Source organism: Streptomyces sp. NPDC002276, assembly GCF_053891435.1.
Genome location: NZ_JBSFCQ010000004.1, coordinates 366,567 through 386,885, shown reverse-complemented (window position 1 = coordinate 386,885; position 20,319 = coordinate 366,567). Strand labels below are relative to the sequence as shown.

At 72.6% G+C, this 20,319-nt stretch carries 19 protein-coding genes and 1 pseudogene; 4 read left to right on the top strand and 16 right to left on the bottom strand.

From position 1 onward, the window contains the following. Window positions 1–22 precede the first annotated feature (22 nt). Entirely contained in the window at window positions 23–1,252 is a 1,230-nt protein-coding gene (locus ACWIHT_RS13715; protein ID WP_456167674.1) for a serine hydrolase domain-containing protein, read from the top strand. A gap of 15 nt (window positions 1,253–1,267) precedes the next feature. Here the strand turns inward: ACWIHT_RS13715 and ACWIHT_RS13710 are convergent, their stop codons facing one another. Genes ACWIHT_RS13710 through ribA form a run of 5 tightly spaced genes read right to left on the bottom strand, consistent with a single transcriptional unit; the run spans window position 1,268 to window position 5,454 of the window. Next, window positions 1,268–2,422 carry a saccharopine dehydrogenase family protein gene (locus ACWIHT_RS13710; protein ID WP_456167672.1) on the bottom strand — a complete coding sequence of 385 codons (1,155 nt, stop codon included), beginning with the start codon at window positions 2,420–2,422 and terminating at the stop codon, window positions 1,268–1,270. Further along, window positions 2,415–3,482 carry a saccharopine dehydrogenase gene (locus ACWIHT_RS13705; RefSeq protein WP_456167670.1) on the bottom strand — a complete coding sequence of 356 codons (1,068 nt, stop codon included), beginning with the start codon at window positions 3,480–3,482 and terminating at the stop codon, window positions 2,415–2,417. The genes ACWIHT_RS13710 and ACWIHT_RS13705 overlap by 8 nt, the downstream gene beginning before the upstream one ends. Then, window positions 3,479–4,624: an NAD(P)/FAD-dependent oxidoreductase gene (locus ACWIHT_RS13700; protein ID WP_456167668.1), complete on the bottom strand. Its 1,146-nt coding sequence runs from the start codon at window positions 4,622–4,624 to the stop codon at window positions 3,479–3,481. Before ACWIHT_RS13700 ends, ACWIHT_RS13705 begins: the two co-directional genes overlap by 4 nt. Then, window positions 4,621–4,758 (bottom strand): hypothetical protein, encoded by a 138-nt coding sequence (locus ACWIHT_RS13695; protein ID WP_456167666.1) that lies wholly within the window; start codon window positions 4,756–4,758, stop codon window positions 4,621–4,623. Before ACWIHT_RS13695 ends, ACWIHT_RS13700 begins: the two co-directional genes overlap by 4 nt. A 33-nt stretch (window positions 4,759–4,791) precedes the next feature. Continuing rightward, complete coding sequence (gene ribA / locus ACWIHT_RS13690) at window positions 4,792–5,454, bottom strand: GTP cyclohydrolase II (RefSeq protein ID WP_200713495.1); 663 nt, start codon at window positions 5,452–5,454, stop codon at window positions 4,792–4,794. A 38-nt stretch (window positions 5,455–5,492) separates the two neighbouring features. Here ribA and ACWIHT_RS13685 point away from each other — a divergent pair, with 38 nt between their 5' ends. Then, entirely contained in the window at window positions 5,493–6,248 is a 756-nt protein-coding gene (locus ACWIHT_RS13685; RefSeq protein WP_456167664.1) for a creatininase family protein, read from the top strand. 104 nt (window positions 6,249–6,352) lie between these two features. Here ACWIHT_RS13685 and ACWIHT_RS13680 read toward each other — a convergent pair. The 5 genes and pseudogenes from ACWIHT_RS13680 to ACWIHT_RS13660 form a co-directional block, all read right to left on the bottom strand. After that, window positions 6,353–7,462 (bottom strand): annotated as a pseudogene (locus tag ACWIHT_RS13680) (lysylphosphatidylglycerol synthase transmembrane domain-containing protein); the annotation flags it as partial. Window positions 7,463–7,473: 11 nt separating this feature from the next. Next, a complete protein-coding gene (locus ACWIHT_RS13675) occupies window positions 7,474–8,430 on the bottom strand; it encodes a trans-aconitate methyltransferase (RefSeq protein ID WP_456168019.1) in 957 nt (318 codons plus the stop codon). A 116-nt stretch (window positions 8,431–8,546) separates the two neighbouring features. Beyond that, complete coding sequence (locus ACWIHT_RS13670) at window positions 8,547–9,731, bottom strand: glycosyltransferase family 4 protein (RefSeq protein ID WP_456167662.1); 1,185 nt, start codon at window positions 9,729–9,731, stop codon at window positions 8,547–8,549. Continuing rightward, window positions 9,728–10,126 carry a 6-pyruvoyl trahydropterin synthase family protein gene (locus tag ACWIHT_RS13665; protein ID WP_019073017.1) on the bottom strand — a complete coding sequence of 133 codons (399 nt, stop codon included), beginning with the start codon at window positions 10,124–10,126 and terminating at the stop codon, window positions 9,728–9,730. Before ACWIHT_RS13665 ends, ACWIHT_RS13670 begins: the two co-directional genes overlap by 4 nt. Window positions 10,127–10,276: 150 nt before the next feature. Further along, window positions 10,277–11,257 carry a zinc-dependent alcohol dehydrogenase gene (locus tag ACWIHT_RS13660; RefSeq protein WP_456167659.1) on the bottom strand — a complete coding sequence of 327 codons (981 nt, stop codon included), beginning with the start codon at window positions 11,255–11,257 and terminating at the stop codon, window positions 10,277–10,279. 105 nt (window positions 11,258–11,362) lie between these two features. Here ACWIHT_RS13660 and ACWIHT_RS13655 point away from each other — a divergent pair, with 105 nt between their 5' ends. Beyond that, complete coding sequence (locus tag ACWIHT_RS13655) at window positions 11,363–12,133, top strand: CDP-alcohol phosphatidyltransferase family protein (RefSeq protein WP_456167657.1); 771 nt, start codon at window positions 11,363–11,365, stop codon at window positions 12,131–12,133. A 153-nt stretch (window positions 12,134–12,286) separates the two neighbouring features. On the opposite strand, the gene ACWIHT_RS13650 is transcribed toward ACWIHT_RS13655, so the two are convergent. From ACWIHT_RS13650 to ACWIHT_RS13625, 6 genes are all read right to left on the bottom strand, one after another. Then, complete coding sequence (locus tag ACWIHT_RS13650) at window positions 12,287–13,030, bottom strand: YcnI family copper-binding membrane protein (RefSeq protein WP_456167655.1); 744 nt, start codon at window positions 13,028–13,030, stop codon at window positions 12,287–12,289. 39 nt (window positions 13,031–13,069) lie between these two features. Then, window positions 13,070–13,672 carry a hypothetical protein gene (locus ACWIHT_RS13645; protein WP_456167653.1) on the bottom strand — a complete coding sequence of 201 codons (603 nt, stop codon included), beginning with the start codon at window positions 13,670–13,672 and terminating at the stop codon, window positions 13,070–13,072. A 146-nt stretch (window positions 13,673–13,818) separates the two neighbouring features. Next, window positions 13,819–15,048, bottom strand: coding sequence for an MDR family MFS transporter (locus ACWIHT_RS13640; RefSeq protein ID WP_456167651.1), 1,230 nt, complete (start codon window positions 15,046–15,048; stop codon window positions 13,819–13,821). Further along, window positions 15,045–17,105, bottom strand: a complete 2,061-nt coding sequence (locus ACWIHT_RS13635; protein ID WP_456167649.1) for an ABC transporter permease subunit — start codon at window positions 17,103–17,105, stop codon at window positions 15,045–15,047. Before ACWIHT_RS13635 ends, ACWIHT_RS13640 begins: the two co-directional genes overlap by 4 nt. Window positions 17,106–17,108: 3 nt before the next feature. Then, window positions 17,109–18,644, bottom strand: a complete 1,536-nt coding sequence (locus tag ACWIHT_RS13630) for an ABC transporter substrate-binding protein (protein ID WP_456167647.1) — start codon at window positions 18,642–18,644, stop codon at window positions 17,109–17,111. Beyond that, window positions 18,641–19,177 (bottom strand): N-acetyltransferase family protein, encoded by a 537-nt coding sequence (locus ACWIHT_RS13625; protein WP_456167645.1) that lies wholly within the window; start codon window positions 19,175–19,177, stop codon window positions 18,641–18,643. Before ACWIHT_RS13625 ends, ACWIHT_RS13630 begins: the two co-directional genes overlap by 4 nt. A 162-nt stretch (window positions 19,178–19,339) precedes the next feature. On the opposite strand from ACWIHT_RS13625, the gene ACWIHT_RS13620 reads away from it, so the two are divergent. Beyond that, window positions 19,340–20,287 carry an ATP-binding protein gene (locus tag ACWIHT_RS13620; protein WP_456167643.1) on the top strand — a complete coding sequence of 316 codons (948 nt, stop codon included), beginning with the start codon at window positions 19,340–19,342 and terminating at the stop codon, window positions 20,285–20,287. The last annotated feature ends 32 nt before the right edge of the window (window positions 20,288–20,319 follow it).

Below are 20,319 nucleotides of genomic sequence, written 5' to 3'. Positions count from 1 at the left end.
GAACGCAATTCGGAGGAGAGCCATGGCACAGCTGCGACAAGAAGTCGACCCGGACGAGGTCGGACTGGATCACAAGGCGCTGGACCGCCTGGACCAGCACTTCGCCCACTACGTCGACGTGGAGCGCCTGCCCGGCTTCCTGGTGTCCGTGGCCCGTCACGGCCGTGTCGCCCACCTCACCGCCCACGGGCACCGCGATGTGGCGGCCCGACTGCCCGTCACACCGGACACGTTGTACCGGATCTACTCCATGACCAAACCGGTCACCGCCGTCGCCGCGCTGCTCCTGATGGAGGAGGGCAAGCTCTCCCTGGACGACCCGGTCGCCGACCACCTCCCCGCCTTCGCCGACATGCGGGTCTACGACAGCGGTTCCGGCGCCGACCTGAAGACCCGGCCGGTCGAGCAGCCGATGCTGGTCCGGCATCTGATGACCCACACTTCGGGTCTGACCTTCGCCTTCTACCACTCGCACCCGGTCGACGCCCTCTACCGGGAGGCGGGCCTGGAGTCGTCCGTGCCGGCCGGCGCCAACCTGGCCGAGACGATGGACGTGTACGCGAGTCTGCCGCTCCAGTTCGAGCCGGGCACGCAGTGGAACTACTCCGTCTCCTCGAACGTGCTGGGCCGGATCGTGGAAGTGGTGTCCGGGCAGCGGCTCGACGAGTTCTTCGCCGAGCGGATCTTCCGCCCGCTGGGCATGCCGGACGCCGGCTTCCAGGTCCCGGACGAGAAGGCGCACCGGCTGGCCGAGTTGTACGGCGACGCCGAGGGCGGCGGGATCGAGCCGATCCTCGGGCTGCCGCTGCGGGGCGGCCGACCGCGGTTCCTGTCGGGCAGCGGCGGAATGGCGGCGAGCCCGTACGACGTGCACCGGTTCGCGGAGTTCCTGCGGCGCCGGGGCGAACTCGACGGCGTCCGGCTGCTGGCCCCCGAGACCGTCGACCTGATGGCCAGCAACCACCTTCCCGGGGGCGCCGACATGCGTGCCTTCGGCAGCCCGGCCCACCAGGAGCCGGGCAACGACGGCATCGGTTTCGGCCTCAGCGTCTCCGTGGTCGTCGACCCCGAGCGCACCCAGGCCCCGTCGGGGCTCGGCACGTTCGGGTGGAGCGGGGTCGCGACGACGACGTTCTGGGTGGACCCGAGCCGGGACCTGACCGTGCAGTTCATGACCCAGCTGCGGCCGAAGTCCTCGCTGAAGATCATGCCCGAGCTGAAGCAGCTGCTGCACGAGGCGGTCACGGACTGAGCCGCGACCGCCCGCTCACCGATCCACCCGCAGGGTGAACTCCAGCCCCTCCCCCGCCAGTTCACTGAGCCACTCCCGTGACCGGGGTGCCGTCTCGGCCGCCCGGTTCAGGCCGGACGGCAGGTCGTCGCCGAGGATGTGCCGGACGGCGAGGGACAGGGGGCGCGAGACACAGCGGGCCATCGCGCTCTCCTCCTCGTCGCCCACCAGGTCGAGGAGGTAACTCCCGGACCAGGTACGGCCCGTGTCGCCGCGGACGTCCAACGACACGGCGAGGACGACCCGGTCGTGGTCGGCCTCCGTGGTCGGGTAGGTGGCCGCCAACTCCCTTGCCAGCGCGGCGATCCGGGTGTCGTCGCCCGCCTTCAGCTCCTCGAACACCGGCTCCCAGGCCAGCAGCCAGCCGTCAAGCCGCAGCGTGCCCCGCACGAAGGTGCGCGGCTGCCAGGCCTCGGGCAGCCCGTACTGCTCGATGAAGGGCACGCTGTCCCGGTTGGGATAGACCTCGAAGGTCTCGCCGTCGACGACATGCGGCCGGGTCGCCTCCCAGGGGCGCTCGGCGACGGTCTCCGTCCCGTCCTCCAGATAGCGTGCCGGTGAGCGCAGCGCGCCCAGGACTCCGGCGGGGGCCCAACTGAAGCGGTACCGGAAGTCGTTGGGCACCGCGGGGACTCCGCCGCAGTACGAGGTGAGGCTGTAGGTGGCCGCCGTGTCCGTACCGATCGCCTCCTGTGCGCGGGCGACGAGGCTGTGCGCGAAGAGGTGGTCGATGCCGGGGTCGAGTCCGGCCTCGGTGAGGACGACGATGCCCGCCTGCTCGGCCGCCGGTACCTGTGCGAGGACGGCGTCCGACACATAGCTGGAGCACGCGAAGTGGGCCCGCCGCCGGACACAGGCGGCCAGCAGGGCCGCGTGTTCGGGGGCGGGCAGCATGGAGACGACGACGTCTCCGGGGACCAACTCGGCGGTGAGCGCGGCGAGGTCGAAGGCACGCGGTTCCGCGCGTTCCGTCAGTCCCAGCCGGTCGAGGGCCTGTGCCGCGCGGTCCTCGGTGCGGTGCCACAGCGTTACCCGGTCGGCGGTGTCGCAGAGCAGGGCGAGCCCGCTGCCCGTGGACAGTCCGGCGCCGATCCAGTGCACGGTGCCGCTCGCGCGGACCACGTCAGACATGGCCCAACTCCCCTTCTGTCACGGCGATTCCGAGTTGCCGGGCCTTCTCGCGGAACAGGTCCAGGCAGCGCCCCCACGCCTCGCCGGTCCCGAAGTCCAGGAGCTGGGGCAGCAGGGCGGCCGAGAAGTCGGTGCTGGACTCCCTGGGCAGGAGGGACGGCAGGTTGTCGATGGCGATGAGGTCGAGCGGGGGCTGTGCGTGCAACCGCCGTACCGGGGCGTCCCATTCGGTCGTGCGGTCGTAGACGGGCAGGACGTTGAGGGGTGAGCCGACGTCGCAGGTGACGTCGGAGACCGTGCGGAGGCGGCGCGACGGGTCGTCGAGGTCCTGCGGGCGGACGAAGGGCGGGACGGGCGTGGTGGCCAGGACGCAGTTGACCAGGACGTCGTGGGCCAACAGGGCCGGGCGGTCCAGGTTCCGGGTCTCCGCCAGGTCCCAACTCGTCGGTTCGATCCCGGCCGCGGCGAACGCGGCCCGTGCGCCCCGGCCGCTGCGGCCGAGCGCGCCGATCACCAGCGCGGTGAACTCGGCGTCCCCGGGGGCGGGTTGGAGGGTGCCGTCCAGCTCCTCCTTCGAGGTGGGGGTGAGGGGTGCGGCCAGTCGGCCCCGGTGCTGGAGGACGGCGAGGGCGGCGCCCAGGTAGCCGGCCCAGAAGCCGAACGCGGCGAGGCGGCGGCCGGTGTCGTCCACCAGGTATTCGAGGTCGAGGAGCGCGCCGCCGCCGGTGCCGAAGCGGCGCAGCAGGTCGCTCGCGCCCGGCTGGCCCTTGTAGGCGTGCCCGAAGAAGATGTGACGGTGCGTCAACACGGCGGGTTCGTCGGGGAGTTCCTTCAGGCCGAGGACCACCGCGTCCTTCGGCGCCGACACCCAGGAACCCGCGGGTGCCGTTTTCGCGCCGACCGCCTCGTACTCCTCGATCGGGAAGATCCGCTGCGGGGACTCCTCGACCGTGAGGGTCACGCCGCTCTCGACGAGCCGACGGGCGTCGGCGGGGACGACCGGGGTGCGGCGCTCGGTCGTGCGGGTCTCGTGGCGCAGCCACAGATGCAGCTCGGTCATACCAGGTTGTCCTCCGGGCGCGGGGCGTCGGCCGCGAACCGGCCGGCGCTCAGGGGGCTGACGTCCACGAAGGGTACGTGGCCGAGATACAGGTCGCGGATCACCTCGCCGACGGCCGGGGCCTGGAGGAATCCGTGGCCGGAGAAACCCGTCGCATAGAGGAAGCGGGAGAGTGAAGTCGCCTCGCCGATCAGGGCGTTGTGGTCCGGGGTGTTCTCGTACAGGCCCGCCCAGCCGCCGGTGCAGCGCAGGTCGAGGAGGCCCGGGGCGCGCCGCCGCATGGCCTCGGCGAGGCGGGGGATCCAGCGGTCGTGGGTGTCGGTGGCGAAGCCGGGACGCTCGTCGGGGTCGGACATGCCCAGGAGGAGGCCGGGGCCCTCGGTGTGGAAGTAGAGGCTCGTCGTGAAGTCGATCGTCATGGGGAGCCTGGGCGGGAGGCCGGGGACGGGTTCCGTGATGGCGATCTGGCGGCGCAGCGGCTGCACGGGGAGGTCGACGCCCACCATCGCGCCGATGGCCTTCGACCAGGCTCCGGCCGCGCAGATCACGGTGTTGGTGTCGATGCGGCCGAGGGTCGTGAGCACGGCGGTGACCTGGTCGCCGTAGGTCTCGATGCCGGTGACGTCGGTGTGGCGCAGGATCGTCGCGCCGTAGGCGCGGGCGGCGGAGGCGTAGCCGTGGACGACGGCCTCGGGGGTGCAGTGGCCGTCGTCGGGCGAGTACGCGGCGGCGAGGAGACCGTCCGTGCTGATCAGCGGGGAGAGGCGGCGGGCCTCGGCCGGGTCGATCAGGCGGCTGGGCACGCCGAGGGAGTTCTGGAGGCGGACGCCCGTCTCGAAGGAGGCGACGTCCTCGGGCCGCGACAGCAGGAACAGATAGCCGACGCGATGTAACCCGATGTCGTGCCCGGTGTCCTCCTCGAAGCGGTCGAAGGCCTCCAGGCTGCGCGCGCCCAACTGCACGTTGAGCACGTCGGAGAACTGTGCCCGTACCCCACCGGCGGCCTTCGAGGTGGATCCGGCGGCGAGTTCGTCCCGTTCGACCAGGACGACGTCTCTGACGCCCGCGCGGGCCAGGTGGTAGGCGATGCTGGTACCGATGACCCCGCCGCCGATGACGACTACCTCGGCCTGACGCTTCACGGGCGCTCCTTGGGTGCCGCGCCGGTGACGGCCCGGGCCGCGGCAGCGTCCAGGAAGCCGGGTCCGGCGCTGTTGTGGGGGACGTGCGGTTCGGCGACCCGGTCGCCGGAGAGGAAGAGGACGTCTTCGGTCATTCCCTCTTCCTGTCCGGATGCCGCTCACCGGAATCAGGACCAGTGCGCCACCGCGTCCAGATGGGGCAGGTGGTGGTCGAGGCGCTCCCGCTTGGTGCGCAGGTAGGTGATGTTGTTCTCGCAGGGCTCGATCAACAGCGGTACCTCTTCGGAGACTTTGATGCCGTGTTCCATCAACGCCTCGCGTTTGCGCGGGTTGTTGGAGAGCAGACGAACGCTCGCCACCCCCAGGTCGTGCAGGATCTCGGCGGCCACGCCGTAGTCGCGGGCGTCGACGGGCAGACCGAGGGCGAGGTTCGCCTCGACGGTGTCCAGGCCCTCCGCCTGCAACGCCATCGCGCGCAACTTGGCGAGGAGGCCTATGCCGCGCCCCTCGTGCCCCCTCAAGTAGACGACTATGCCCCGGCCTTCGGCGACCACGGCGCGCATCGCGGCGTCCAGCTGGTCGCCGCACTCGCAGTGCTGCGAGCCGAAGGCGTCGCCCGTCAGGCACTCCGAGTGCAGCCGGGTGAGTACGTCGTCCGTGCCGATGTCGCCGTAGACCAGGGCCACTTGCTCGTCACCGCGGTCGTGGTCCAGGTAACCGATCGCCTGGAATTTGCCGTACACGGTGGGCAACGGAGCATTCACGACGCGTTCCGCGCCCCTGGGCTGCGCGGACTTCTGCTTGCCGAGTACGCCAATGTTTTCTGTCATGATCTGGTTCCTAAGCAGAGACGAAAGGCCGTGAAACAATGAATGGTTCGGGCTCACGGACGGCGGCATACGGACTGGTGCCGGCGGACACCACGGAGGACGTACGGGCTAGGGGGGCAGGTCTCTCGGCACAGGTCGCGGTCCTTCCGGTCGGCAGTTTCGAGCAGCACGGCCCGTATCTTCCCCTGGCGACCGACACCCTCGTCGCCTGTGCCGTGGCCCGGGAGATCGCCGGGGCGTACCCGGTGCACCTGCTGCCGCCGGTGACGATCGCCTGCTCGCAGGAGCACGCGGCCTGGCCGGGAACCGTCAGCATCTCTTCCGTGACCCTTCATGCGGTGGTGCGGGACATCGCGGACTCGCTCCGCCGCTCGGGGGTCGAGACCCTGGTGGTGGTCAACGGGCACGGCGGAAACTACGTACTGGGCAACGTCGTTCAGGAGTCCTCCGCGCGCGGTGAGCGGATGGCGCTGTTCCCGGCCGCCGAGGACTGGGAGGCGGCGCGGGAGCGGGCCGGGGTACTGACCTCGCTGCTCACCGATATGCACGCGGGGGAAATCGAGACCTCCATTCTTCTGCACGCTCATCCCGAATTGATCCGTCCCGGTTATGAGACCTCCGATTTCGTCGCCGACGACCGTCGTCATCTTCTGACGCTCGGTATGGCCGGCTATACCGAGTCGGGCGTCATCGGGCGCCCGTCCCTCGGCTCGGCGGAAAAGGGGAAGGCCTTGCTGGCGAGCCTCGCCGATTCCTTCGGCGCGTATTTCTCGATGCTGACCGCGGACTCCTGAGCGGGCGCCGGGTCCGGTACGGCGGTGCCGGGCCCGGTGGTGCGCAGGCCGGTGTACCAGCGGGCGACCAGGACGAACAGGCCGGGCACGGCGGCGGCGAAGCTGAGGACGCCGTAGATGACGGCGACGGACAGGCCGCTGCTGGCGCCGAGGCCCGCGGCGCCGAACGCCCAGGCGGTGACGCCCTCGCGGGGGCCCCAGCCGCCGACGTTCAGCGGGAGGCCCATGGCGACCAGCGCGAGAACCGCGATCGGCAGCAGCTGCCCCACGGTCGCGGCGGATCCGGCGGCGTGCGCGGCGACCACGAACATCGCTAGGTGACCGGCCAGGATGACCAGCGAGGAGAGGGCGACGCCGGGCCAGTTGGCGCGGGAGAAGAGTCCGGCGCGCACCTCGTCGAGGGTGGTCCGCAGGGCGCGGCCGCGGCGGGTGGCGCTGGGCGGACGGTTCATCCGCAGGGCGGCCACGACGGCGAGGGCTCCGATCCCGGCGAGCAGGACGAGCGGGGCGACGCTGCGGGCGTCGGCCATCACCGGGGAGTCCAGGCCCAGCAGGACCCCGACCCCTACGACGGCCAGCGCGATCTGGCCGGCGACGCGTTCGAGGACGACGGCGCGGACGGCGCGGCCCATGTCGCCGGCGCTCTGTCCGTGCCGTACCGCGCGGTGCACGTCGCCGAGGATGCCGCCGGGCAGGGCCGCGTTGAGGAACAGGGCGCGGTAGTAGTCGGCGACGGCCGGGCCGAGCGGCAGCTTGATGCGCAGTCCGCGCGCCACCAGCGCCCAGCGCCAGGCGCTGAACACGGTGGTGACGACCCCGATCGCGAGCCCGATCAGCAGGGTCGGTGCGTCGATGCGGCGCAGGCCGTCCAGGAAGACTCCGGTGCCCAGGCGCCACAGGAGGACACCGAGGATGGCGATGCCGACGACCGAGCCCAAGTGGGTGCGTACCGCGCGGGAGTTCACCCGGGTCAGGATCGCGCGCAGCACCCGGCGGGCGCCGGAGGCGCGGTCGGCGGTGGGCCGGGGTGCGGCGACGATCACGCCGATACGGTCGCCGGAGACGGCCGCGCTGTGCAGCGGCGGGGTGTGCGCGGGCCGCCTGCGCACCTCCTCGACGGTGCCCGGGGCGCGCAGTTCGAGGGCGACCGGCGCGGTCCGCTCGACGGGCACCCGGCGCCGTGTGGTGCCCGGGCGCGGTGCGACCGTCCTCATCGTCTCGACGCTCATGATGTTCCCCCTGTCGGCCGGGCCAGCGCCAGCAGGTCGCTGTGGTGGACCAGCACGGTCAACTCCCCCGCCGCGCAGGCCGCGAGGCGTTCGCGCAGATAGCGGTCGGCGCGTTCCTTCAGTTCCGGGCGTTCCTCGACGGCGGCGCCGACCCAGCCGCGCAGCCACTCGGCGGTGAGCGCGAGGTCGTCGGCGCCGAGGCGCCAGGCGCTCGGGTGGACGCGGACCGTGGCGCCGTGCGCGGCGAAGGCCTCGCAGGTGACGGTGACGGCGTCCGGGCCGAGGAGTCCGTCGCGCCGCTGGTGGGCGTTGAACGCGTCGGCGATCTCGGCGTCCATCGGGTCGGCCGGGGTGAGTTCGACCCGTCCGGCGACGGAGAGGGTGAGCAGGGCGGGGCAGCCTGCGCCGACGCACGCGGTGACGAGCGCGTCGACCTCCTCGCGGGTGAGGACGTCCAGGAGCGCGGAGGCCGTCACCAGGGAGGCGCCGACCAGCGCGTCCGGGGTCAGCCGGGCCACGTCGCCGCGCCGGGTCTCGACCGTGACGCGGCTGCCGTCGGCGGCGGCACGGGGAGAGGCGACGGCGGCGAAGTGCAGGAGGTAGGGGTCGCGGTCGTGCAGGATCCAGTGCTGGGAGCCGTCGAGGCGCGGGGCGAGCCAGCGGCCCATCGAGCCGGTGCCGCAGCCCAGGTCGTGGATGACGACCCCGGACTTTCCGGGCAGGTTGGCGAGCCGGATGCGCAGCGGGTCGAGGAGTTCGGGGGCCCGCGCGACGGCGTCGGCGCCCTCGCGCAGCTCCAGCCACTCGGGCGCGTAGCGCGGCGGGTCGTCGGGTCCGACGTCCCGCAGCCGTACGGTGGCCCGTTCGCCGGGGCGGGTCGCGGGTCCGGCGCCGGGGATCACGGCGCCGTGTCCGGCCTGCTCGCCGGTGTCCGCCGAAACGGTTCCCGCCATCACGTCCTCCACTGCGGTCGGTGCCGGGGGCACGAGCATCCCCAGCGGTACGCCCCGGGGTCCCGGCTGCGCGGGGATGCGCTGTCCCGTCGCCGGTGAGGTGGTCGCCGTCTTCCTCATGCCACCCTCCGGGATTCGCTGGGGAGCCGGGTGAGTACCCCGGCGAGGCTGCGGGCCGTGGTGGCCCACCCGTCGAGCGCCGCGCGCCGACCGCGCGCCGCCGCCTTCAGCCGGCGACGCACATCGGCCTCGCCGAACCAGCCGCGCAGTTCGGCGGCGAGGGCGGCGGGGTCCTCCGGCGGGACGAGGATGCCGGGCACCCCGCCGTCGGGGGCGCGGCCGACCGCCTCGGGCAGCCCGCCGACGTCCGTGGCCAGCACGGGGATACCGCGTGCCAGGGCCTCGGTGACGGCCATGCCGTAGGTCTCGGCGTACGACATGAGGACCATGAGGTCGGCACTCGCGTAGCTGGCGTCGAGTTGGGCGCCGGCCTGCGGGCCCGCGAGGTGCAGCCGGTCCTGGAGGCCGTACTGCTTGATGAGGCCGCGCAGGTGGTCGACGTACTCGGGGTCGGTGCCGAGGCCGCCGACGCAGGTGCAGGTCCACGGCAGGTCGGCCGCGGCGGCGAGGGCCTCGATCAGCCGGTGCTGGCCCTTGCGCGGGGTGACGGCGGCGACGCACAGGAGCTGGGAGACGCCGTCGGTGCCGGAGGCGAGGGGGGCGATGTCGGCGCCGGGGGTGGCGACATGGACCCGCTCGGGGGCCAGGCCGTGGTGGGAGACGAGGCGGCGGACCGCCCAGTCGCTGGTGCCGATGACCGCGGACACCGCCCGCAGGACCGTGCGCTCCTTGGCGTCCAGTTCCGCGGCGACGGCGGCTTCGAGGCCGGTCTCGTCGCCGAGCGGGAGGTGGACGAGGACGGCGAGGCCGAGCCGGTCCGCCTCCGGGACGACGATCTCGGGGACTCCGCAGGCCACGAGCCCGTCGAGGAGTACGGCGGCGCCGTCCGGCAACTCACCCAGCACCCGGGCGAGTTCCGCGCGGGCGGCGGCACCGGGCCGGGGCCACTCGCCGTCGACGGCGTGCTTGTGGACCTGCCAGCCGAAGCCGGGGAGGTCCAGGCTGACCCGCCGGTCGTAGGCGTTGCCGCCGCTCGGCGCGGCCGGGTCGTCGACGCCGCCCGGCATCACGAAGTGCACGGTGCGCAGGGACATGGGGATGATCTCGGCATTCCGGGAGGCCGCGCGCTGTGCGGGCAGGAATCCCAGCGAGGGGGCGCGGTCGATGGTCACGTCGCTCACAGGGCACGCTCGTAACTCGCCCAGGCGACGTGCGACTCGTGCAGGGTGACCTGGAGCGCGGCCAGGCCGCGGGCGCCCTCGCCCAGCGCGCCCTTCTCGATCCGCTCGGCGAGCCGGTCGGCGATGACCTTCGCCAGGAACTCCGTGGAGGTGTTGACGCCCGCGAAATCGGGCTCGTTGTCCAGGTTTCTGTAGTTCAACTCGCTGACGACGGCGCCCAGTTCCTGGGTGGCCAGTCCGATGTCGACAACGATGTTGTCGTCGTCCAGCTCTGCGCGCCGGAAGGTGGCGTCCACCAGGAACGTGGCCCCGTGCAGGCGCTGCGCGGGTCCGAACACTTCGCCGTGGAAGCTGTGGGCGATCATGATGTGATCGCGGACGGTGATGCTGAACAACGGACGACCCTCCAGGTGCGGCGCGTCTGGTCCCCCGGCTGATCCCTGCCGGGGGATGCCGTGTAGTACGGCTGCACGCCTCCCCCTGTTCAGCCCTCTCTCACTCTTTTCTCAGGTCAGACGCGCTTGTCGTAGCGGATTGAACGATTCTCAACCGATGTCGGTGTATCGCACCCGGTGGCACAGGGCCGGAATCTCTCCGGAGGCGAGCCTCGGCAGCAGGTCCGGCAGCTCCTCGAAGTCGCTCTCCCCCGTGACCAACGCGTCGAGCGCCGGGTCGGCGAGGAGATCCAGGGCGAGGGCGAGACGGTCGGCGTAGCTGCGGTCGGCCCGGTTCGGGGAGACGGTGCCGACCTGGCTGCTGCGGATGACCAGGCGCCGGGAGTGGAAGGCCTCGCCGAGCGGGAGGCTCACCTTCCGGTCGCCGTACCAACTGAGTTCGAGGACGGTGCCCTCGGGCGTGAGGAGTTCCAGCGCACGGGCGAGACCCTGTTCGGTGGCGCTGGCGTGCACGACGAGGTCGCACTCACCGAGCGCGTCGGCGGGGAGCGCGAAGCCGACTCCCAGCGCCTCGGCGGTCTTCGCCCGCGCCGGGTCGGCGTCCACCAACTGCACACGTACGCCCGGGAAGCGGGCCAGCAGCGCGGCCACCGAACACCCGACCATCCCGCCGCCGACCACGGCGATCCGGTCGCCGATCAGCGGCCTCGCGTCCCACAGGGCGTTGACGGCGGTCTCCACGGTCCCGGCGAGCACGGCCCGCCCGGCGGGCACCAAGTCCGGTACGGGTGTCACGGCGCTCGCGGGGACGACGTAGCGCGTCTGGTGCGGATAGAGGCAGAAGACGGTACGGCCGAGCAGCGCGGCCGGGCCCTCCTCCACGACCCCGACGTTGAGGTAGCCGTACTTCACCGGACCTGGGAAGTCACCCTCTTGGAACGGTCCACGCATGGTCGCGTGCTGGCTCTCGGGGACGCCCCCGCGGAAGACCAGGGTCTCGGTGCCGCGACTCACGCCCGACCACAGGGAACGGACCAGCACCTCGTCCTCGGCGGGGTCCGGCAGAACGACGTCGCGTATCTCGCCGTGACCGGGTGGACCGATCCAAAACGCCCTCGCGGTGCGCTTCATCGGAATCCTCCTGAACGATCGGGAAGCTGTTCACGTACGGGTAACCACAGGCCGCGCACAGTACGCGGCGTTGATCGACTCTGTCATATGGCCGGAGGGTGTGCGGTGGCCCTGAACAACACATACGAAGCAAGGCTGGTCCAGCAGGAGACCGCTGTGGGAGCGGGCGTTCAGATCCTGTTGCTGGCGTTGCTCGGTACGGCGATCGGGATGGGCCCGGCGGGCTGGCTGACCGGACTCGCGTTCGCGATCGCCACCTGGGCGGTGCTCTCCCAGGCCCTGCACAAGACGCGGACGCGCAACTTCGGCCCGGCCAACCGGGTCACGCTCGGCCGCGCGATCCTGGTCGGCGGGGTGACCGCGCTGGTCGCGGACTCCTTCGAGAGTTCGCCCCCGGTCACGCTGCTGGTCGGGCTGACGGCGGTGGCCCTGATCCTGGACGGCGTCGACGGCAAGGTCGCCCGGCGCACGGGGACTTCGACCGCGCTGGGCGCGCGCTTCGACATGGAGGTCGACGCGTTCCTGATCCTGGTCCTCAGCGTGTACGTGTCGACGCAGCTCGGCCCGTGGGTCCTGCTGATCGGCGCCATGCGCTACGTCTTCGTGGCCGCCGCGCGCGTCTGGCTGTGGCTGAACGCCCCGCTGCCGCCGAGCACGGCCCGCAAGACGGTCGCCGCCACCCAGGGCATCCTCCTGCTGCTGGCGGGCGCGAACCTCCTCCCGCACACGGCCAACCTCGCCGTGGTGGCGCTCGCCCTCGGGACGCTGGTGTGGTCCTTCGGCCGCGACATCCTCTGGCTGTGGCGCACCTCCCGCATCGCCCTCGTCGAGGAGGCCCCGGCCGAGGAGAAAGTCCTCGAACTGGTCTCCCAGTAGCACCGCACCGGTCGTATCGAAAGGGCCCGGACCACCAGACGGTGGATCCGGGCCCTTCGGCTTTCCGTACTACCCGTACGACTCGGCTGCCTTCCGTACTACCCGTACGACTCGGCTTTCCGTGCTACCCGTACGACTTCAGTGCTACGGCGGCTACGACCGCGGCGAGCGGCTGCGGACGACGGCGAAGGCGCCGGCCGCGAGGCCGAGGACGCCCACGACCAGGCCGGCGACGCCGAGCCCGCGGGCGGTCGAGTCGCTGCTGGAGCTCGACGAGGAGGCGGAGGTCGTCTTCGTTGCGGTGGCGGCCGTCGAGGCGGAGGCGGCTGGGGTCTCGTCGCCGTCCTCGCTCTCCTTGGCGGTGAGCTTGAGGACGGGCGCCGGGTTCTCCGGCTCGTCGGCGCCCGCCGCGGCCTCCTCGATCCAGCGCACGACATCGCCGTCCGAGTAGGTCTGGAGCGTCTTGAACGTCAACTGGTCGGTGTCGTCGGGCAGTTGACCGAAGGCGACATTGAAGTCCTCGAACTGTCCGGCGCCGATCTTCCCGCCGGTCCAGGTGATCTCGGAGACGGCGTCGGTGATGGTGCCGTCGTCGGTCTTGACCGGCGTCTTCAGCTTGCTGGTGGTGACCTTCGCGGTCCAGCCGTTCTGCGGGGTGACCAGCACACCGAGGACGGGGTGGTCGGTGGGCAGATAGACCTGGACCTTGGTGGTGCTGGCCTTGTCCTCCTCGTTGGGGACCCGGAAGGTGATGACACCGTCCGTGGCTCCCTTGGCGTAACTCTCCGGGTGGACGGTCACGTGCGCGGAGGCGACTCCGGCGGCGGCCAGGACTCCGGCGGTGGCGAGCGCGGCGACGGTGCCTGCGCGGCGCAGGGTGGTGCGGTGTGCGGACATGGTGAGGTGATCTCCGTACGGGAAAAGGAAGTTGGGGGGTCAGACCGGGTACGGGATCGGGACCGGTGGACCTCTGCGGCTGACCGCGTGCCGCAGGAGGAGTTGACGGAAGGGGGCCGCGTCGGCGCCGGTGCGTCCGGGACCCACCGTGCGGGCGGGCAGGGGCGCGGGGGCGTCCCGCCACCAGGCCACAAGCCCCGGCACGAAGGCGACGGCCCAGCGCAGCAGCGACCACAGCGCGGCCTCACCGCGCCGCAGCCACCAGGCCGCGACGAGAGCGGCGACGACATGCGCGGCCACGGCGTGCGGGGTCATCGCCTGCGTCTGCCGCATGGGGGCCATGGCGCCCCCCGACATGTGCGCCATCCCGGCCATCGCCATCCCGGCCCGGGGCCGCGCGAGGTCGAAGCCGAGGTGGAGCCCCGCCTGGGTGGCGAGCATCGCGGCGCCGATGCCGGGCAGGGACCGTTCCCGCCCGCCGAGCAGGAACCCCATACCGAACACGACGAGGAACCCGGCGCCGTCCGCCCACAACGGTGGTGTCGCGCCGGTGGCGAGCCCGTGCCCGGCGGCAGCCAGCAGCACACACACCGCGGCGAACACCGCGGCGCGCAGGCTCCGTACCGCCGGGGATGCGCTCATGGTGACGGATCCTCCCACGGGCCGCTGCCGCCGTAGCCGTCGATGGCTGTTTAGGGGGCAGCTCATATCTGGTTCATGGCTTGGTACGGCGGTGACGCGTGGGACGTTCAGTCCGGGTGGGCGGACTCGTGCGCGGATGCGTCGATTTACCGGGATACGGCGGCCGGGGCGCCCCTACGCGGCAACAGCCCGACCGCCGCGACCGGTACGGCGGCCAGCACCAGCCACGGGACGGCCGCGGGCAGTCCCGTGTCGAGGAGCGTGCCAGTGGCCGCGCTGCCGACGAGGACGATCAGCCCGGAGACGGAGGACAGCGCCCCGGTGTAGAGGCCGAGGCGGCCGGGTTCGGCGAGGTCCGGGACCCAGGCGCGGGCGACGGGGGCGATGAGCATCTGGCCGAGGGTGAGCAGCACGACGAGGACGGCGGCGGGCAACAGCCCGGTGGTGCCGGTGAGTTGGGCGGGCCGGGCCGCCGCGACAGCCGTGAACCCTACGGCGATCAGCAGCAGCCCGGCCGCCATGGACCGGCGCGGATCGAGCCGCTCCCCCGCCCACCGGGTGAGGGGCAACTGCGCGCTCACCACGAGCAGCGAGGACAGCGCGAACAGCCAGGCCAGCGGCGCCTGGGAGCCAGCCGCGCGTTCGACCTCCGCGGGAAGGGCCAGATAGAGCTGGTTGTAGGCGAGGAGATAGGCACCGTAGGCACAACACAGCGCCAGGAAGGGCCGGTTGCGTACGAGAGCCCTCGCACCGCCCTTCTCCGTGACGCGCGTCCGTCCGGGGATGTGCTGCGGCAGCAGCCACGCATGCCCCACGAGCACGAACACGAAGATCCCGGCCCCGGCGAGACAGGTCACCCGGAAGTCCACGGCGAGCAGCAGCGCACCGAGCAACGGCCCGACGAACGCCCCGAGTTGACCAGCGACGGTGAACAGCGCGAGCACACGGGCCCGTTGGCCACCGCCCCTCTCCTCCCACTCGACGGCCTGTCGCGCGACCTCCGACTCCACGGCCGGGGAGAACAGCGCGGCGGCGAACCCGATGAGCAGTACGGCCCCGACGACCGCCGAGGTCCGTTCGGCGTACCCGAGCCAGCCGAACCCGGCGATCCGCAGCACGCACCCGGCGAGCACCACGGGCCGCACCCCGTACCGGTCGGCCAGCGCCCCGCCGACCACGAACAGCCCCTGCTGACTGAAGGTCCTGAGCCCGAGCACGAGCCCAACCAGCCAGCCCGCCATGCCGATCACGTCCGCCAGATGCTCGGCGAGAAACGGCAGCACGGCGAAGAAGCCGACGTTGAAGGCGAGTTGAGTGAGGATCAGCAGCCTGAGCAGGGGCGGGAGGGGAGTCCGTACGACGGTCGCCGCACTCATCGGACCGCCAACTGCCCCTGCCCCGAGGCTCGTACGCTGCCCGCCGCCGTCACCGCGAGGGCACCGAAGAGGGCGAGGACGGCGGCGGGGGCGAGGACGGCCCAGGGGGCGCGCTCGGCGTAGGGCTGGTTCTCGGCGAGGAGGAGGCCCCACTCCGGGGCGGGCGGCTGGGCGCCGAGGCCGAGGAAGCCGAGCGAGGCGAGGGCGAGGGCGACGCCGGGCAGGCGGAGCAGGGCGTGCCGGGTGACGGGTGGCAGGACGGCGGGCAGCAGTTCGTGGCGCAGAAGGTACCAACGGCCCGCGCCCAGGCCCCGGGTGGCGGTCACATGCAGGGTGGCGCGCTCCTGCCGCAGCAGCGCGGAGGTGTGTGCGGCGAGGGGGGTCCACGCCAGGGCGGCGACGGCGAGGGCGGGCGTACCGTTCCCGCGGCCGGCCACGGCGGTGACCAACAGGGCTGCGAGGACGGGCGGTACGGCGTTCACCGTGTCGACGAGCGGTCCGGACAACCGGGGCAGCAACCCGAGCAGGACACCGGTGACGAGCGCGACGGCACTGATCGCGAGGGCGAGCAGCAGGGTGTCGACAGCTCCGTGGGCGATCCGCGCGAGGAGATCGCGGCCGAGCGCGTCGGTGCCGAACGGGTGGGCCCAGGTGGGGTGTTGGAGACGAAGACGGGTATTCAGGGCGAGGGGGTCGCGGGGCAGACCGAGCGCGAGAACACCGAGGAGGAGGGCGGCGTACACAACGGGCAGGGCGCGTCCGGGTGTTGGGGCGGGCCCATGGAGGGACGGCAGGGCCCCGGCGCGCAGTGCGGGTCCGACGAGGAGGCGGGTGACGAGGCGGGAGAGTCCGGCGGCGAGGGCGGCGAGCAGGAGGAGGACGAGGGTTCCGGCCTGGAGGACGGGCAGGTCCTGGGCCAGGGCGGCCTGGAGGGTGGTGCGGCCGAGACCGGGGATGTCGAAGATCTGCTCGACGGCGACGGCCCCGCCGGTCAGCCCGACGACGAACAGCCCCAAATTCGGCAGCAGTCCGGGCAGACACCGCCGCACGGCCTGCCGGGCGATACGCCGCCCGGGCAGCCCACGCGCGGCGGCGGCCCGCGCCCACGGCTCGGCGAACGCACCGGGCAGCAGATCGTCGAGCAGCCGCCCGAGCACGGCCCCGGCAGGCAGCCCGAGCGCGAACGCGGGCAACACCGTCCACCGCGGCCCGTACCACCCGAGCGCGGGCAACCACCCCAACTGCACCCCGACAACGGTGGCGAGCACGGACGCGGTGAGGAACTCGGGAAGCGCGGCGAGAGCGGCGGAGCCGGTGCCACGGGGGTGGCCTACACCTACGCCTACGCCCACGGGACGACGGAGACGGCGTCGCGCGAGTGGCCCCGGCGGGGCGCCGGGAACCGCGCAAGCGCCGTCGCCGCCGCCTTCGCCACCATCGCCAGCACCGGAGAGCCCTGCGGGTCGGCTGCTGCGCCGCCGGGCGAGAACCCCGGGGAGCACGGCGCGAACCGCGCCATCGCCGTCGCCATCGCCGTCGCCGTCGCCGGAACGCCGAACAGGCCGACCGGCGAGCCGCTTTGCGAGACGCCCAGTGTGTCCCCGTCCGAGGAACCCCGGCAGCACAGCGCGCCCCGCGCAACCACCTCCACCGGACCGCCCCATCGCCCGCCCGCCGCGCCACAGCGTGCCCGCGCACACCGCCACGGCGGTCACCGCGGCCACCGCGAGTGCCGTGGTCATCAGGAGCAGGGACGCGCCCAGGGCGTGGAGGACGGCGGGCATGACCTCGGTGCCGGAGATCCATGAGCGGCCGGCGTCGCCGCGTGGGAGGCCGCCGAGCCACTGGGCGAGCAGGCGCAACGGGCCTTTGTCGAGGCCGAGTTGGGCGCGGATCGTGGCGAGGACCTCGGGGTCGGGGTCGCGTTCCGCCGAGCGTGCCTTGAGTACGGTGAGTGCCGGGTCGGTGTGTGCGAGCCAGGGCAACAGGCCCACGGCGCAGACGAGTCCGGCCGCGAGAAGGGCGCGCCACAGCAGCGCGGTCGTGCGGTGCGGCATGGTTCAGCGCCGGGTTCCGGTGCCGACGAGGGTGCGCTCGTACGGGTCGAGGAGGACGCCCTCGACGGCGCCGCCGACGCCGGTGACGACCCGTTGGTGGACGAGTGGCACGACCGCGTCGGTGCCGAGGATCTCGGCCTCGGCCGCCATCGCGGCGCTCTGCCGTGCGGAGGTGTCGGCGGCGCCCTCGGCCTTCGCGACGGCCCGGTCGACATCCTTGTCGCAGAGCAGGGCCAGGTTGTAGCCGCCGTCGCAGGTGTAGTCGCTGGCGAGCACGGCGACCGGATCCCCGGTGTCCACCTGGGTGTTGCGGGCCACCACGAACGCGTCGAACTTCCCGGCCAGCGCGTCGCTCTCGATCCGCGAGTACTCGCGCACCTCCAACTCGACCCGGAATCCGGCCTCTTCCAGCTGCTGCTTCAACACCTGCGCCGCCTCGGGCAGTTCGGGCCGGTTGTCGTACGTGGCGAGGGTGATCGACGTTCCGTCGGGCGCCTCCGCCTCCGCGTTCGCGTTCTCCCGCCCGACCGGCTCTTCGCGCTTGCCGGCGGCCCAGGTGACCGCGGGGCCGTAGATGCCCGTGCCCGCGTCGGCGTGACCTTCGTAGACGCCCTTGGCCAGCGCGCCGGTGTCGACGGCCTCGCGGGCGGCGGCCCGCAGCTTCGGGTCCTTGAACGGGCCGGTGCGGGTGTTGAGTTGGAGGCTCGTGGTGCGGGTGGTGGCGGTCTCGCGGCGGACCGCGCGGTCGAGGGTCGCGACCTGGGCGACGGGTATCGCCTCGGCGATGTCGACCTGTCCGGTGCGCAGGGCGTTGGTGCGGGCGGTGCCGTCGGCTATGAAGCGCGCGTCGATGCCGGAGGCGCGGGCGATGCCGCCCCAGTGGTCGTCGAAGCGGTCGAGGGTGGCCGCCGTGGAGCCGGTGACCTTGGTGAGTTCGAAGGGACCGGTGGCGGTGCCGACCGGGTCGACGCGGCCCTTCTCCTCGTACGCCTTCGGGGAGAGGACCGCGAGGGCGGGACCGGCGAGCCTCAACGGCAGTACCGGATCAGGTGAGTTGGTGGTGACGCGCACCCGGTCGCCGCCCGCGGGTTCGGCGGTGAGGGTGACGCCGGAGAGCGCGGCGGGGGCGGGCTTCGCCTCGGTGGCGCGGGTGAGGGCGGCGGCGACGCGGGCCGGGGTGACGTCGGTGCCGTCCTGGAAGGTGGCCTCGCGCAGGGTGAACAGCCAACCGCGGTCGTTCTCCCGCTGCCAGGACCGGGCGAGCGCGGGAGCGGCGGAGCCGTTGGCGTCCAGCGAGGTCAGGCCCTCGGTGACACCGAGGCGGCTGAGGATGGTGGCGTCGGCGCCGTACGGGGAGAGGTTCTCGGCGGGCGGGAACGCGAGCGCGACCCGCAGCCGGGAACCGGACGTCCCGGTCGTCTCCCCGCTCTCCTCACCCGCGGAGGCGAAGCAGCCGGTGAGCAGCGGGGCGAGGGCGAGCCCAAGGAGCAGTCGGGCGGGGCGGGTTCGGCGGAATCGGCGGAATCGCATCGCGGTCATCGCCCCATCGCCAGCTCGAAGTGCATGATTCCCTGCCCGCCGTCCGCGTCGCCGCGCTCGTCGTGCACGACCTTGCCGAGCGAGCGCCAGAAGGCTTCGGCGCCGGGCACGGCGGGGTCGGTGTGCAGATAGGCGGCTCGGTAGCCGCCGTCGGCCGCGGCGAAGGCGAGGAGTTCGGCGACGAGATGCCGGGCGAGGCCGCGGCGGCGGTGCGCGGGGCGGACGTAGACGCGGCGCAGTTGCGCGGTCGTGCCGGAGGGGTAGCGCTCGGCGAGGTGGCGCGGGTTCGGCGGGTGGACCGGTCCACGGGAGTCGAGCGCGGCGGTCGCGACGACCTGGCCGTCGTCCGGATCGAGCGCCACGAGGAGGGTGTGGCGGACCGGGGCGAGGTAGGCGGCGGCCGGGTCGATGATGTCGGCGTGCCAGCGGGGCACATAGCCGGTGGCGAAGTCGCGGTAGACGGTGTCGAGCATCACGGCACGCGCACCGTCGAGGTCGTCCGGGCCTGCCGCCCTGATGCAGTAATCCAGCACTTGCACATCATATGCATTAAGACTCCCGTCCTTGATCGCGCCCGGCGATCCCCATGACGGCCACCCCTGATGGCCGCTCCCGATTTGACAGCCCTGCGGCCGACCCCTAAAACCTAGCCACATGACATTCATTTTCAAAACCGCGAAAGCGGCGGACCGGTAGTGCGCGTCGCGTTCGTCGGCAAGGGCGGCAGCGGAAAGACCACGCTGTCGGCTCTCTTCGCCCGTCAACTGGCCCGCTCCGGCGCCCCCGTGCTCGCCGTCGACGGCGACATCAACCAGCACCTGGCCGAGGCCCTGGCCCCGGGCACCGCATCCGTCGTCGCCCCTCCGCTCGGCGCCCACCTGGGGGAGCTGAAGGACTTCCTGCGCGGCACCAACCCGCGCATCGCCTCCCGCGAGGCCATGATCAAGACCACCCCGCCGGGGCGCGGCTCACGCCTGCTGCGACTGCTCGGCGACGACGAGGTGCACGCCCGGCACGTGGTGCGGGCGGGTGACGTACCGCTGATGGCGACGGGCGAGTTCGAGGAGAGCGACCTCGGGGTGGCCTGCTACCACTCCAAACTCGGCGCGGTGGAGCTGTACTTGAACCATCTGGCCGACGGCCCCGGCGAGTACGTCGTGGTCGACATGACGGCGGGCGCCGACGCCTTCGCCTCCGGCCTGTTCACCCGCTTCGACCTCACCTTCCTGGTGGCCGAACCCACCCGCAAGGGCGTCTCGGTCTACCGCCAGTACCGGGACCACGCACGGGAGTTCGGGATCCGGATCGCCGTGATCGGCAACAAGGTGACCGGCGAGGACGACCTGCTCTTCCTCAAACAGGAGGTGGGCGACGACCTGTTGACTCACCTGGTCCACTCCCCCGCCGTCCGCGCCGCCGAACAGGGCCGGTCGGAGGGCGAGTTGGAACCGCACAACGTGCACGCCCTGCGTCTGCTGCGCGAGGCCGTGGACTCCTGCCCCCGGGACTGGCCGACCCTGCACCGCCACGCCGTCGAGTTCCACCTGCGCAACGCGCGGGCCTGGGCGGACCGGGCGACGGGCCTGGACCTGGCCGCCCAGGTCGACCCGGGCTACGTACCGGGCCCGCCCGCACTGACCTGACGACACCGCACCCCAGCGCACCCCACTCCACC